The sequence below is a fragment of the Candidatus Chloroploca asiatica genome, assembly GCF_002532075.1.
Taxonomy (GTDB): Bacteria; Chloroflexota; Chloroflexia; order Chloroflexales; family Chloroflexaceae; genus Chloroploca; species Chloroploca asiatica.
Genome location: NZ_LYXE01000151.1, coordinates 18915 through 33301, shown reverse-complemented (window position 1 = coordinate 33301; position 14387 = coordinate 18915). Strand labels below are relative to the sequence as shown.

The following is a 14387-nucleotide window of genomic DNA, read 5'->3' as shown; positions in this document are numbered from 1 at the left end:
ATACCCCGCCCCCAATCCTGCACAGCAAAACAGACCACGTTCTCATGACGCTGCACCCGCAAAAGCACCCGGCCTCCGCCGGAGCCTCAACGACGCCTCCGGGACGGCTCATCATTCCAGCGATCGGGCTTGATCGCGAACTCTTTCCGGTGGGCCTGGATCGAAATCGCGTACCCATCGTGCTTGACCACGAGATTGCCTGGTATCAGACCAGCGCAACACCGGGGCAGGGCGAGAATATCGTCCTCTGGGGGCATGTCTTGCGTTTTCGCGCAACGCCGCACATCCCGGCGCCCTTCGCCCGCCTCCAAGAACTGAGCATCGGATCCCGGCTCACGCTCTATGGGCGCGACGGCAGTAGCTATGACTATACCGTCACGCGCCAGGTCTGGGCACGCCCCGAAGAAGTCCAGTACATGCTGCCCCAGGGGCGCGAGATGGTCACGATGATTTCGTGCATCGGCGAGAAGGTGATCGTGGATGGCAGCGTCGAAATGACGCACCGCTTGATCACCATTGCGGAACCAGTGCGGTAAGCCCAAGACCTTGCCAAGAAGGCGGTTGTGTTGACGCAAAGGCGCAACGGCGCACAGCTGCGTATGGAGGTCTTGAGGTTAGAAATTGACCGTGCCGACGGTGAGCACCAGCCGCTCAATCGTCTGTGAACTAACCCAACAGGCTGTAGCGCGAGCAGGCACGCACATAATTCTCGTCCAGCTCATGCCGGCTCTTCGCACATACTGCCAGGTCGTGCAGCAAACCGTCGGAAATGCGGTAGATCCAGCCGTGGATCTCTAGGTCTTGCCCGCGATCCCACGCGCTCTGGATCACCGTGGTTTGCGCTACATTGGAGACCTGCTCGATGACGTTGAGCTCACAGAGCTTATCCAGGCGCTGCTGATCGCTCGGCAGGCTGTCCAGCAGCAGCGCGTGCTTCTTCATCACATCCTGGACATGGCGGAGCCAGTTGTCGATCAGGCCAAGCCGTTTGTTGCTCAGGGCCGCACGAACGCCGCCGCAGCCGTAGTGTCCGCAGATGATCACGTGCTCGACGCGCAGCACCTCAACCGCGTACTGGAGCACCGACAGGCAGTTCAGATCGGTGTGAATGACCAGATTGGCAACATTGCGGTGGACAAAGAGCTCGCCGGGCATCAAGCCGACAATCTCATTGGCGGGAACGCGGCTGTCTGAGCAGCCGATCCAGACATAGTTGGGTGCCTGCTGTTGCGCAAGCTTCGCGAAAAACGCCGGATCGCGGGCAGAGATTGAATCTGCCCATACCTGATTATACTGGAACAGCTTGCTAAGAGATCGCATCGCCGTCGCTCCTTCACCGAACATCGCCGAGGTCGCTCGTTTCATCTTCGAGTATACAGCTTTCAGGCACAATTGTGTGGGCGGACAGACGCGCCTTCGCGCCTTTGCGTCACACAAAACCGCGCTGGGACACATCGCGTTTGCCGCCTTCTGCACCCTTTGGTATGATGAGGCGACCCGTACCGTCGCCTTCGAGCCGGTCGGAACGCATCCTGAACATCAACGCACAGGCTTGGGCAAGGCGCTTATGGCCGAGGGCCTGCGCCGTGTCCCACGGTCTGCGCGGCTGGCTCCTATGCAGAAGCATCCGGGGTGTTGGATGCATCGCTGGGTTTCATCGAGTATGCCGTATGTGAACTAGCTGAGCGCACTGATAAAAATTGGTTTGCCAGTAAAAGTTTCTGCCGCAGCCAATTGATGACAAAGTTCTGAATTGATCTTCGGCAGTGAGGAGGCTTGAGATGCTTGACAGACATGTACATACCCTCATCGGCCTGGGGCCGCGCCCGGTCGGTTCACCTGCCAACCAGCAGGCCGCCGATTACATCCGAGCAACCTTCCGCGCCGCCGGTTTGGACGTGGAAGAACAACCCTATGCCTGCACCGCCTGGGAGCAGGATTTCATTCGGTTGGAACAGGAAGGCGAGCAACTGGATGCCGCCGCAAATGCCTTTTCGCTGCCCTGTGATGTCACCGCGCCGGTGATCTCTGCCGGAACGATTGCGCAACTGGAAGCGGTTTCGGCGCACGGGAAAATTCTCTTGCTCTATGGCGACCTGGCCCGCGCCCCGCTCTCGGCCAAATCCTGGTTCCTGAAGGATGAACGCGACGACCACATTATCCAACTGCTAGAGCAGATTCAACCCGCCGCATTGCTCGCCCCGCCAACTTCTACTGCTTACTATGGCCATCTGACCGAAGACTGGGAACTCGACCTGCCCGCCGCTACTGTTCCCCCAGCAGTGGCGCGGCGGCTTATGCAAAACGCAGATTCGGCGGCGCACCTGTGCATTGCAGCGCGCAGGATCCCGGCCATGGCGCAGAATATTGTGGCGAGAACGCACGGGGTTTTTGAAAAACGCATCGTCGTGTGCGCCCACTTCGACACCAAAATCAATACCCCCGGCGCCAGCGATAACGGCGGGGGCGCGGCGGCTCTGCTCGCGCTAGCCGAACGGATCTCGAAAGGGGAGGCAGGTGTCGACCTGGAATTTGTCGCCTTCAACAGCGAGGAATACCTGCCGATCGGCGACGATGAATACGTTCGGCGCGGTGAAGCCTATTTTCCATCCATCCGCTGTGCAATAAATATGGACGGTATCGGCGCAATGCTGGCAGCCAACAGCCTCACCGCGATTGCTACGCCGGAGGAGATGGAACAGGCCATCCGGCACGTGGCCGCAGAGTTCCCCGGCGTGCAGTGGGTCGAGCCGTGGCCGGAAAGCAACCACTCGACCTTTTCATTTCGCGGCATCCCAGCTGTGGCGCTCAGTTCGGTCGGCGCACGCGGCCTGGCGCATTCGACCGCAGATACGATTGATGTCATGAGCGCGGATAAGCTCGAAGAAGCTGTCGCGCTGGTCGAGCGGCTGATACAAATCATCGTGGCGAAAGCGTAATGATTATTTGAACCCGACTAAGATAAGATGAGCCTGCCGATTCCAGATGTTCCCACGCCCGCAGACTATACCCTGCGCCCCCTGGGCGACCTGGACGAGCATCCTGCCCGCAGTTGGCTCTCGTGGAAGGTTTTCCACTTTCAGTCTAAAGTCAATGCCGCGATCACCGCTGCGTCATCTGCGGACGATCTGAATGACGTTGCATCAGCCGTGTACACGTTGCGTACCGTAACCCTTTTTGGCTCTCGTGATGATAGAATAGGAAGGTCGTTGAGCGAACAAGCCATGACGGATTGCGTATGCCAGGCGTAAACCCACACGTTTTCAGATGGGCGCGTGAAACGACGCTTGAATGCGGTGAAAGCGTCCGTATGTCTCGCCAACCCGTCTGCCCCTGCCACCGCTCACCCCAAGCGACTCAGCGCGTCGCTGCGATCGTCACCGTTTGAGCGCAAAGCGGTAAAGCGCAGAGCGCATTCGCGTCCGTTGCCAGCGTTGGTGCGCTGCTCGCCGTTGGCCTCACTGGGCGCTGCATCCAACGAGACGAGCAGCGCCGCCGTGCCGCCAACGAGCGCTGGCCGCAGGCTTGGGACTGCCACCGCTGCGCTGCCATGTCGCTTTCGTCGCCGGGTCGGCGGACGCGGTGGGGTTCGAGCAGTTGGGGCGGCTGTTCAGAACGTAAGGCATGTTTCAAACGAGCTTGACCGCCTGCTCAACAGCGACCCTCGCCGAAGCCAGTGGGTTTACCGTCGCGGCGATCACCCAGACTGATGAACCCACGCATCACCGAACGAGAGCACACCCATAACCTCGCCCCACGACCGTGCCCATCAGGCGATTCTTTTGACGCAAAGGCGCAACGGCGCAAAGCTTTTCGCGTCGGTGCGCGGCCCCTTCGCGCCTTCGCGCCTTCGCGTGAGCTTCTTGGCAAAGTATTGCGCCTAGATCCAAGACCTTGCCAAGAAGGCGGCTGTTTTGACGCAACGGCGCAACGGCGCAAAGCTTTTCGCGTCGGTGAGCTTAACCCTTCGCGCCTTCGCGCCTTCGCGTGAGCTTCTGTGAGGTGCGAAGGTGTGATGCATTTCCAAACGCACCTTTGCGTCAAAAAAGCATCGTAAAAAAGCCCCCAGACCCGGCACTTTATGGCGAGTCCTCGCAGTTTGCGCGTGCCGGTATCGCTGAACCGTCGTCTTGGTTTACAATGCGGGCGTTCGGCGTTTATGGCAAGCTCTCATCCGCATGTTCTTAAAGATCTCAACGAAAGGCACACCAAGATGAGCGATACCGGCGATCAGGTATTTCTTGCAAAGGTGCAGCAAGAAGGACGTTTTACGTTTGTCGCAATTCCCTTCTCTCCCTGCGAAGTCTGGGGAGTGAGACCACGGTATCCTGTTTCAGGAACAATTAATGATGTTGCGGTTCAGGGCACTCTGGGCGCATTGGGAAAGGACTATTTCCTTCGTTTGGCAGCGGCATGGTTACGCGCCAGCGGCATTGAACCCGGTGCCGAGGTGACCGTGAAATTGTCATTCGCAGCGGCGCGGTTGAGCGGCTCGAACAAGAAGGAGGGCCGGCAATGAACAAGAGCGAAATCGCTACGTTGATCCACTTCAATTTTTGGGCAAACAACCGCATCCTTGCCGCATGCGAGCGTATTTCAGCGGACGAGTTTACCCGCGAACACACCCCGGATTCTGGCTGGGGGAGTGTGCGCGGTATGCTCGTGCATACGCTCGATACCGAGTACGGCTGGCGCATGGTATTGCAAGCTCAAGACGGGGATGCGATCCTGCAGGCCGACGATTTTGGCGATGTGGCGGCGCTGAAGCACCGTTGGCAACTCGAACAAGCTGCCTGGTTTGCGTACGTAGACGAATTGAGCGAAGACCACATCAATCAAGGGTATGGTGATGATCCACAGCGTGGTCCGAAGGTATGGCAGACCATCGTCCACGTCGTGACTCATGGCATTCAGCATCGCAGCGAAGCCGCAGCGCTCCTGACGGGCTATGGGCAATCACCGGGCGAGCTTGATTTTGATCGATTCTTGCAAGAGAATTCTGATCTTTGATCGAACAAGGCCGTCGATCATCTGCTCTATCTCGGGAATAAACCGGTTCCGTAAGCACGTCATGTTCTCCTTGTAGGGCACAAGCGGTCAAGTGCCTACGAGCCTTGTCTTCATCAAAAGCGCGCCATCGCGATGATCCCGGCGACAAGGCGATAGATGAGGGTGCTCGGGTTGGGATGCGGATCGCGCTCGCGGTCGGGATGGCGTTCATAGAGTCGCTCGGCGCGATCATGGGCCGTGTCGGTGCGCTCGTGGATTAGATTGAAGACATTCTTCTGCTTCTGATAGCCCGGCAGACAGTTCGGTTTGCATAGTTCAGCCTTTACCTCATCGGCGTTTTGGAAGGCGCGGCTTGTTTCGACAAAGTGCAACAAGTACCAGTATTCGAATGCTGGGTTCGAAACCGCCAGGGCAATGTTGTGTTGGGCAGCCAGTTGCAATGCTTCACGATAGCCTACCGGTTCGTTTGCTGCCTCGCGGTCGAAGACGCACCAGATCTCAGCGTAGGGTCGCAGGTCTCGCTCTTTTCGCACGATCTTCCGGCGCTCGGCCATCAATTCAAGTGCGCGCTCCACAACCTCCAACGGGCCGGCCCCTTCGCCGTGAATGTGAAGATCAATCGTGGACAGGCGGTAATACTGTCGGAGTGCATTGAGATAGATCTGTTCAGTCTTCTTTCCTTCACAGACAATTAATACCGGACGGTGGATCTTGGTTCCCGGACGACGAGCCAGTGCATCGAGCCCGATGAGGGCGCGATCGGTCGTTTTAGTCTTCGATTTCGGTTGTTTCGGTTTCGGCATCTGCAGCCCACCACTCTCCAAGATCTTCGATGAAGGGGATCGCCCCATAACGGCCTTGCAAATAGTTCTTTGCCAGCGCTTCTTCTTTGCGTGGGCTAAATTCCAGCAATGAGTAGAGTTGGGTTGCTCCAGCCCGATCTTTCTCGGTAAACCAGATCTGATCGCGCCGGAACAGGGTGCGATCAAGCAACGAAACATCGTGCGTGTTGAAGATCAACTGGGCGTTGTTCTGGTTAATCTGTGGATCATGAAACATTTCGACCAGTTTGCGCGTGAGGATTGGGTGCAAACTGCTATCGAGTTCATCAATGATCAACAGACTGCCTTCATCGAGGGCATCGATCAAACGCGCTGCCAGTTCGAAGAGTTGTTGTGTACCGCGTGACTCTTCCTGTAGCGGCAGCAACGCCGGTTCTTCAAAAGGCGCACCCTGATGGGCAAGGAGCACTTCATAGCGCCTCGATTGAGCGCTTGAACGATCATCTTCGGGAAAGAGTGAACGTTGAGGCGAAATCTCCGTGACAACCTCTTCAACGGTAAAGTCGACAATGCCGACATCGGCGAAGGTGAGCAACTCACGCACACGCTGATGAAAGGCCGGATGACGAGATGCACGTGCCGCAGTGATTGACATTCCTGCACGCAAGCTCGTCGGTGGAACGTAAAACCGCAGCCGATTGAACCAGCGCGAGACATCGATCAGTTGATCGAGCCGAAAGTTCGATCCCACCGAGAGATAAAGTGCATCGGCGCGAGTTACGTCGGTAATCAGTTGTTTTTCGCCACGGAACTGTTTCGAGCGAAATGTCCATACATATTCGCCATCTTCTTTCAAGGTACGTTCGAACCAGCGCTGTGGTTGACCATGCGGAAAAGCGATCAGCCATTCCTTGTGTACACGTTGGCGATCAACCTGAAAGCCGTACTGATAGCGCACATCTTTTTGAATAAACACGAGCTCAAACTCGCTTGGTGCCTCGCGGGTTGCTTGATGGAGAAGAAACGGCACGACCGGCACCAAAGCCTTGCTCTCACCCTCGCGGGTTTCGCGCACTGTCCGGCGTGTTACCGAGTTCAGGACAAACCGGCGCACAAACTCCAATGCGGCAATCAGATTGCTTTTGCCTGAGGCGTTCGCACCATAGACAACAGCGCTGCGATTGAGGCGTAGTTTCCCAAGCGCTTCACTATGAATAGTATTTTCCGGCAATGAACGATCACTGCCGGCAATTAGGCTAAATATTTGGGTCTCTTTGAAGGAACGAAAATTCGTCACCCGAAATTCAACGAGCATCAACCACTCCTCTATGTGTGCGAGGATTCAAGCAGATGGAACGCGGTACAACTTCCTCAGGTCAATTTTACAGGTTTTCCGCAAAATATTCAAGAGGAAGCTGATTCATTCGTTCACGGCGTGCGATCTCTGCATCGCTGGGGTTCGGAGGTTCAGGCGATATGGTGGGCAGATGGCCGGTGGGCTCATACGTGGCGATCACGACACCGGTGGATGAGACGGTGCTGTGAACCAGGCGCATGCCGCCCGCAGGTGTCCCTGCGCCGAAGAGCCGCTTGCCGCGGCCAAGCACAATGGGGAAAGTTTGGAGATGCAGCCGATCAATGAGGCCCGCTCGAAACAACGGAGGATACAGCGTCGAGCTGCCCTGGATCAAGAGATCAGGGCCAGCGGTTGCCTTCACGTGTGCAATGGCGTCGATACTGGTCAGGGTATGACTATTGGCCCATGCGAGCGGGGTATCACTGCGGGTGAGTACATACTTCGTGGTGGCATTGAAGCGTGCCGCGATGGCGTTGTCGGCGGGCATGAACGGCCAATATGCGGCGAAGATGTCATAGGTCTTGCGCCCGAGCAAGAGGGCATATGGTGCGTCGAGCAGGTACGCGAACACGGCATCGCGGGTCTGCGCATCAGTAAACGCTCCCACCCAGCCTCCGAGGTCAAAGGCACCCGCACGATCTTCTTCGGGCCGACCAGGAGCCTGCATCACGCCGTCCAGCGACTGAAAAACACCACCGATGATCAAGCGCACGACGACCTCCTCATCAGAACGGGCCACGCAACGCGCCTGCCGTGACACGGATAACCGCAACTGCCGAACGCAGAAGCGTGGAGCGTAATCTATGATGGATGCTCCCTCAGACCGAGCGGTGTATGCTCCGCACCAAGCGTAGTATACCACGCTGGGTTCTCCAGATGCTGTGCCAGCATGACGCCACGATCAACGGGTGCCGCGCTGCCGTTGACGGAATTAAATTTCGCCTGCTCAACAGCGACCCTCGCCGAAGCCAGTGGGTTCACCGTCGCGGCGATCACCCAGACTGATGAACCCACGCATCACCGAATGAGAGCACACCCATGACCTCGCCCCACGACCGTGCCTATCAGGTGGTTTTTTTGACGCAAAGGCGCAAAGGTTTGCGCGTCGGTGCGCGACCCCTTCGCGCCTTCGCGCCTTCGCGTGAGCTTCTTGGCAAAGTATTGCGCCTAGATCCAAGACCGTGCCCATCAGGCGGTTCTTTTGACGCAAAGGCGCAACGGCGCACAGCTTTGCGCGTCGTGCGCGACCCCTTCGCGCCTTCGCGCTTTCGCGTGAGCTTCTTGGCAAGCTATTGCGCCTAGATCAGCGCAAAAAAGGCAAAAACCCCCATGAGCAGCACCAAAATAACAATGAAAAGGAGGTAGATCACCCGTTCCCAGTTGAAAAAGCGCCAGTCGGGGGGAATGAGGTTTTCGAAGCCATAGATTGAGAGGCGGTAGAGGCTATCTTCGTCGGTGTTGCCGAGATCAAAGAGCACGTCAGTCACGGGGATGAGGCTAATGCTCAACTCGCTGAGCACGATGCGGGTGTCGGTATCGAGTTGTGCTTCAGCCTGATGCATGATTTCAGCCACCGGCTCGATCAGTTGCCACGTAGAATGGAAGCCGCCAGCCTGACGTTGCTGATAGATCGGTTCGGCCTGGCAGGTACGGGCCAGCCAGGTTTCATCAACCAGGGGCAGATCATCCTGGGCATCAAAACGGCGTGCGTTCCGGCTCCAATGAAAGGTCTTGCGCTGGATCAGACGTGTCGCACCCTCGCACTGCGGACAGGTGAGGCTCCCACGGCCATCACAGTCAGGACACGAGATCAGGATCTGTTGCGGCTCGGGGGTGGTTGTCGTGCCAGTACCTGACGCCGAGGATCCCGCAGCCGTGCCCTGCGCCGAGGATGGGGTTGTCGTCGGACGTGGGATATAGATGCGCTGTTTGCCCTGGCAACGCTTGCACACCAGCAACCCCCGGCTTTTGCAGTTTGGGCAATTGATGACGCGGGTCGAACCAGGGAGGGTACGGCGTTCGCCGGCGTGGTCGGCAAAGGTCTGCGGTGCATCGAGCGTCACCTTCCACCGTTCGATTTCGCGTTCGAGCGGAAAGGCTTCGCCGACCAGGTCCGGCTCTTCTTCATCCTCACCAGCCACCCGGCGTTCATAGAGCACCTGCAGTTGATAGAAATAGACATTGTGGCTGGCAATGCGGTGCATCCGGGCGAGACGGCCAAGCAGCGGGCGACCGCGCAGGCGATCCTGGGCCGACCAGTGATCGAGCAGCGCCTTGACCACCACTTCATTCATCAACTCGTTGGCACGGCGGTGGGCACGTTCAAGCACCGGTCGCTTCAACTCGTTCCCCAGCACCTGCTCGACCACATTTGGTTCCACGCCGCTCGCCTCAAGCTCAACCAGGCTCTCGGCGGGAAGCATACCAATATTCAAGACCTGCGTCTCGGTCTCGTGGCGCTTGAGCAGTTGCTCTAAGGCATGCACCGCCGCACTACCCGAACCGAAGCGCTGCGTCGGATCATGGGCCAGCAGCGTGCCCAGCACCTCGTCCATCCCACGGGGAATGCCCTCGATGCCCCGTTCGCTGAGCGGGATCAACGTATTAAAATCGGGTTGCTCAGGATTACGCCCGCTTTGAACCCAGGGCACCTGCCCACAGAGCAACTGATAGAAGATAATTCCCAGACAAAAAAGATCAGAAAGATGCGTAACCCTCGTCGCTGAATCAAGATGTTCAGGTGAGAGGTAATAGGGCGTACCCATGATCGCATTCGAAACCGTGATGGGATGGATCGCATCCCGAGCAATGCCAAAATCGGTGAGCACCGCGCGCCGAGTTGTCTCTTCGATCAGGATATTGCCGGGGGAAACATCGCGATGGACAATGCGCAGACTATGGGCATAATCAAGCGCCCCAGCGATCTGCTTGAAGATATGCACCGCCTCGGTCAACGGCAACGCCCCACGACGCTCGATCACCTCGCGCAGCGATAAACCCTGGATATATTCCATCACGGCATAGAAGAGAGGCGGCGTCTGACCGAAGTCATAGAACTGGACAATATGGGGATGGTGCAGCCGAGCGGCAATGTGTGCTTCGCGCTGAAAGCGTTCGATCAACTCGGGTTCGTGCGACATCAGCAACTTGACCGCCATGACGTGATCATGGATCTGGACGTGGCGCGCCATCCAGACTTCACTAGACGCACCACGCCCAATGATGCGCACCATGTGAAAGTTGCCGAGTCGCGTTTGATGAGGTACTGATACCATGAGATGGTTATGAAGAACTACTTCCGGGAGTGCCGGCTTCAGTCGGCTGAACCGGAGGCCGACTGAAGTCGGCACTCCGATACTCCCCTATACCCGCTTTCATGCTTCAGTTTCATTCCCCGGCATAGCCATGTGGATGCGTCCGATGCCATTCCCAGGCACTGGCAATGATCGCCTCGAGGTCAGGATAGCGGGGTTGCCACCCGAGTTTCTCACGGATCGTCGTTGACGAGGCGACCAGGGTTGCCGGATCACCGGCACGCCGCGGCCCAATCACATGAGGGATCGGATGGCCGGTGACCTTGCGGGCCGTCTCGATCACCTCGAGGACACTGAAGCCACTGCCATTGCCAAGATTATAGACCTGTGAGCCAAATTGATCGAGCGACTCCATCGCCAGAATATGGGCCTGGGCGAGATCGATAACATGGATATAATCACGGACACACGTGCCGTCGGGGGTCGGATAATCGTCGCCAAAGACGGTAATATGGGGGCGCTGACCAAGCGCAACCTGCAGCACCAGCGGGATCAGGTGGGTTTCGGGATCGTGATCTTCGCCACGGTTGGGCGTATCACCGCTTGCATTGAAATAGCGGAGGCAACAGTAGCGCAAGCCATAGATGCGCTCAAACCACGCGAGCAGTCGCTCGATAAAAAACTTGGACTCGCCATAGGGCGAACCAGGCACAATGCGCTCGTGCTCATCAATCGGCATCCTGGCCGGATCATCAAAGAGGTTGGCAGTGGAAGAGAGAATAAAGCGCCGCACGCCCGACTCAACGGCATATTCAAGCAGATTCGCCGCATTGACCAGATTATCCCGCAGGTAGAGCAACGGTTTATCCATGCTTTCGCCGACGAGCGTATACGAGGCGAAGTGCATAATGCCATCAATGTCGGGATGGTCAGCAAAGAGGCGAGCCAGGGCGGCGCGATCAGCAAGATCGGCCTGCACAAAGATTGCCTCGGGTGGAACAGCGGCCCGATGGCCCTGATAGAGATTATCGAGCACCACCACCTGGTGGCCTGCCGCGAGCAACTCAGCCGTCGTCATTGAGCCGATATATCCGGCTCCGCCTGTCACAAGAATCTTCATAGATGTTTACCCTTCAGGGCGGGAAACCCACCCGCTTCCAGCGGTGGGAGGAACGCCCCTGCTTTCGCCGCTTTCGCGCATTGGGTTGCGTCAAACGGCTTCTTCTGGCACAATCGTGCTACGTGCAAAGGCACACGTCCGGCGCGGGCCGGTGGACCCGGCTTTCATGCACATGTCCAACGAAGCCTTGTGGGTTCCATTGGAGAAACCTCCGATGGGTAAAAGGTGGAAGGTCAGATGTTTGCATCCTGGGCTTGAACATCGTGAACTGGGGCCTCAGATGAAGGCACGGGCGCATTGGGCATCGCCGTGCCAAGCGGATAGAGCACCTGAATATGGTGACGATTGAGGCAACCAAAACTCCGCGTCACCGGAGCGCCGCTATGATGAGGATAGATCGTAATATTGCGGAGAGGCACAAAATCATCGTTCATCTCACTCAGCATTTCGATCAACTCGCGGTCAGTCCGCTTATAGAAATCGGCCCGTAGCGCAAAGAGCGGCGTAAAAAACATCATCGGCTGCGTATTGCGCGGCGGCTGAGCATGTTTGAAATCGGGGGGCGGATCGGGCTCACTGATAGACGCAACGAGCAACGCATCACTCCAGTCAACCAGGATCTGGGGCACCTGCTGGACATGTTGCACCCGATCAGCCGGCGCGATCGTTGCATCACGCAGCACAATATAGCGATGCAGACGACTATTGAGCGCATCGCTCACCCGACGATAAAGGGGCAAGTCATAACTCCCCGTAATAACGAGCGCAGAGGTATAAATCTCAATCGTGAACGTATAGCGTTTACTCATCGCTATGGTACCTATGCCCTTCTTCACAGCCGACTCAGCCAAGACTCGCGAGGGTCTCCCAGAAGGCGGGATAGCTCACATCGGCACACGCCGGATTATCAACGCTCACGTCGCCTTCAGCCACGAGGGAGGCGACGGCCCAGGCCATGGCGAGGCGATGATCGCCGTGGGTCGCCAGCGTTGCGCCCTGCAGCGCAGGACGCCCGAGGCCAACGATCCCCATGCCATCATCAGTTGGTTCAACCGTCACCCCGAGGGCCTGCAAACCGGCCACCACGGTCGCAATCCGGTCGCTCTCTTTGGCGCGCAACTCACCGGCATCACGAATGACGGTATCGCCCTCGGCGCAGGCCGCCGCCACAGCCAGCACCGGAATTTCATCAATCAGGCGTGGAATAAGCGCACCACTGATCGTCGTGCCGCGCAGATGCGACGACTGCACCAGCACATCGCCAACCGGCTCACTCCCTTCGATCCGCTCATTCGTAATCGTCACCTCGGCCCCCATCGCTTGCAACACCTCGAGCGCCCCGGTGCGCGTCGGATTCAGACAGACGCCAGGAGTGAGCAATTCGGCATCGGGATGGATCGCGGCGGCGACCCACCAGAAGGCCGCTGATGAAGGATCGCCGGGCACGCGCAACGAGAGGGGATAGGGAAAGACAGGATGCGTGGGCGGATGCAAGACCAATTCATCATCGGCAACGTTCAGATCAAGGCCCATCGCCTGAAGCATCCGTTCGGTGTGATCCCGTGACGCGATCTTGCCCGTCAGGGTCAACGGCCCCGTACCACCGAGTGCGGCGAGCAACAGTGCCGACTTGACCTGCGCCGAAGCGACGGGGAGCGCATAGGTGCCCCCTTGCAGTGCGCCCCCACGTACCATGAGGGGGGCTCGATCACCGTCAAGGCGCCCATCAATCGTCACCCCGAGCTCGCGCAGCGGGGTCACGATGCGACGCTGAGGGCGCGAACGCAGCGAGGCATCGCCGGTCAGCACCGCAAAGAGCGGCATCCCGGCCAGCAAACCCGTCAGCAAGCGCAGCGTCGTCCCCGAGTTGCCACAATCGAGCACATCACCTGGCTCGCGCAACCCTCGAAGGCCCACCCCACGCACAAAAACATCGGTCTCATTACGGTGGACATCGACCCCGAGGGCCTGCATGCACCTAATCGTTGCCAGACAATCGGCCCCCGCCAGGAAATTGGTGATCCGCGCATCACCGTTGGCAACGGCATTGAAGAGCACCGCACGATGCGAAATCGACTTATCACCAGGCACATGCACAATCCCGCGCAGGCTGGCCGGAGCGCTCAAGGTAAGTGCTGACATAGAACCTATGGTACTGATGGGCAATTATGCCTCGGGCGTTGTCACAAGTTTGTAGCCAAACCCACGCTGGGTCACCAGATAGCGCGGATGCGCGGGATCGGGCTCGATCCGCTGGCGCAACCGATAGACCAGCGCATCAATCGCATTGTAGTCAAAGACTTCGTAATCCCAGACCTGGCGGGCGATTTCGTCTTTGCTGATCACCTGGCCCGTACGTTGATAGAGCAACTCGAGCAACTGGAACTCTTTCACGGTCAACTGGGGTTGCACCAACTGACCCTTGACAAAGACCTCTTTGGTGCGGCTATCAACGCGCACCTCTTCCCGCGCTGCACGCAGCAACTCGGGCGGGACAACCCCTTTGACGGTTGCTTCGGGGTCGTGAAAAATAATAATCGTATCAGCAATAAAGATCTGATCCTGATTGTGTAGATGAACAAGGCCTTCAATGCGTTCTTGATTGACAAAAGTACCATTGGTACTCTCAAGATCGCGGAGCACAAAGGCATCCTCGGTCTGCTCAAGACGAGCGTGTCGTCGCGAGGCGAGAGGATGATCGATCACAATATCATTGGCCCCATCACGCCCGATCGTCAACTGTTCGCGATCCCAATCGAGTTCACGATAGTGACCATCCTGGCGCTTGATGATCAATTTTGGCGCAGGCGCAGCGACCATGCCTGGGTTCCTCTGTACAACTTTGAAACCAAAGGTGCGATGTG

15 protein-coding genes are annotated in these 14387 nt (G+C 57.8%); 5 read left to right on the top strand and 10 right to left on the bottom strand.

The window, feature by feature from the left end; translation table 11 throughout:
- Positions 1 to 536: sortase (locus tag A9Q02_RS18325; RefSeq protein ID WP_141509028.1), on the top strand; the 536-nt coding region annotated here is incomplete at its 5' end.
- 130 nt (positions 537 to 666) lie between these two features.
- Here the strand turns inward: A9Q02_RS18325 and can are convergent.
- A complete protein-coding gene (can, locus tag A9Q02_RS18320; protein ID WP_483862432.1) occupies positions 667 to 1365 on the bottom strand; it encodes a carbonate dehydratase in 699 nt (232 codons plus the stop codon).
- Between the two features lie 31 nt (positions 1366 to 1396).
- On the opposite strand from can, the gene A9Q02_RS25240 reads away from it, so the two are divergent.
- A complete protein-coding gene (locus tag A9Q02_RS25240) occupies positions 1397 to 1681 on the top strand; it encodes a GNAT family N-acetyltransferase (RefSeq protein WP_216361553.1) in 285 nt (94 codons plus the stop codon).
- A 100-nt stretch (positions 1682 to 1781) separates the two neighbouring features.
- Complete coding sequence (locus A9Q02_RS18310; RefSeq protein ID WP_097654521.1) at positions 1782 to 2939, top strand: M28 family peptidase; 1158 nt, start codon at positions 1782 to 1784, stop codon at positions 2937 to 2939.
- A gap of 404 nt (positions 2940 to 3343) precedes the next feature.
- Here A9Q02_RS18310 and A9Q02_RS18305 read toward each other — a convergent pair whose 3' ends face one another.
- Entirely contained in the window at positions 3344 to 3538 is a 195-nt protein-coding gene (locus A9Q02_RS18305; protein ID WP_097654520.1) for a hypothetical protein, read from the bottom strand.
- A 543-nt stretch (positions 3539 to 4081) separates the two neighbouring features.
- On the opposite strand from A9Q02_RS18305, the gene A9Q02_RS18300 reads away from it, so the two are divergent.
- Together A9Q02_RS18300 and A9Q02_RS18295 are read left to right on the top strand one after the other, a co-directional pair.
- Positions 4082 to 4519, top strand: coding sequence for a DUF1905 domain-containing protein (locus A9Q02_RS18300; RefSeq protein WP_097654519.1), 438 nt, complete (start codon positions 4082 to 4084; stop codon positions 4517 to 4519).
- Positions 4516 to 5010, top strand: coding sequence for a DinB family protein (locus A9Q02_RS18295; RefSeq protein ID WP_097654518.1), 495 nt, complete (start codon positions 4516 to 4518; stop codon positions 5008 to 5010). The genes A9Q02_RS18300 and A9Q02_RS18295 overlap by 4 nt, the downstream gene beginning before the upstream one ends.
- A 113-nt stretch (positions 5011 to 5123) precedes the next feature.
- Here A9Q02_RS18295 and A9Q02_RS18290 read toward each other — a convergent pair whose 3' ends face one another.
- The 8 genes from A9Q02_RS18290 to A9Q02_RS18255 all read right to left on the bottom strand — a co-directional run bounded on the left by A9Q02_RS18290 (position 5124) and on the right by A9Q02_RS18255 (position 14343).
- Positions 5124 to 5813 (bottom strand): RloB family protein, encoded by a 690-nt coding sequence (locus A9Q02_RS18290; RefSeq protein ID WP_172451122.1) that lies wholly within the window; start codon positions 5811 to 5813, stop codon positions 5124 to 5126.
- A complete protein-coding gene (locus A9Q02_RS18285) occupies positions 5779 to 7107 on the bottom strand; it encodes an AAA family ATPase (protein ID WP_097654516.1) in 1329 nt (442 codons plus the stop codon). Before A9Q02_RS18285 ends, A9Q02_RS18290 begins: the two co-directional genes overlap by 35 nt.
- Positions 7108 to 7174: 67 nt before the next feature.
- Entirely contained in the window at positions 7175 to 7888 is a 714-nt protein-coding gene (locus A9Q02_RS18280; protein WP_216361552.1) for a dihydrofolate reductase family protein, read from the bottom strand.
- A 559-nt stretch (positions 7889 to 8447) separates the two neighbouring features.
- Entirely contained in the window at positions 8448 to 10382 is a 1935-nt protein-coding gene (locus A9Q02_RS18275) for a serine/threonine protein kinase (protein WP_172451120.1), read from the bottom strand.
- Positions 10383 to 10536: 154 nt separating this feature from the next.
- Entirely contained in the window at positions 10537 to 11523 is a 987-nt protein-coding gene (galE, locus tag A9Q02_RS18270; protein WP_097654514.1) for a UDP-glucose 4-epimerase GalE, read from the bottom strand.
- Between the two features lie 233 nt (positions 11524 to 11756).
- A complete protein-coding gene (locus tag A9Q02_RS18265) occupies positions 11757 to 12332 on the bottom strand; it encodes a hypothetical protein (protein ID WP_097654513.1) in 576 nt (191 codons plus the stop codon).
- A 34-nt stretch (positions 12333 to 12366) separates the two neighbouring features.
- Entirely contained in the window at positions 12367 to 13665 is a 1299-nt protein-coding gene (gene aroA, locus A9Q02_RS18260; RefSeq protein WP_097654512.1) for a 3-phosphoshikimate 1-carboxyvinyltransferase, read from the bottom strand.
- Between the two features lie 24 nt (positions 13666 to 13689).
- On the bottom strand, positions 13690 to 14343 hold the full coding sequence (locus A9Q02_RS18255) for a winged helix-turn-helix domain-containing protein (RefSeq protein WP_097654511.1): 654 nt from the start codon (positions 14341 to 14343) through the stop codon (positions 13690 to 13692).
- Between the last annotated feature and the right edge of the window lie 44 nt (positions 14344 to 14387).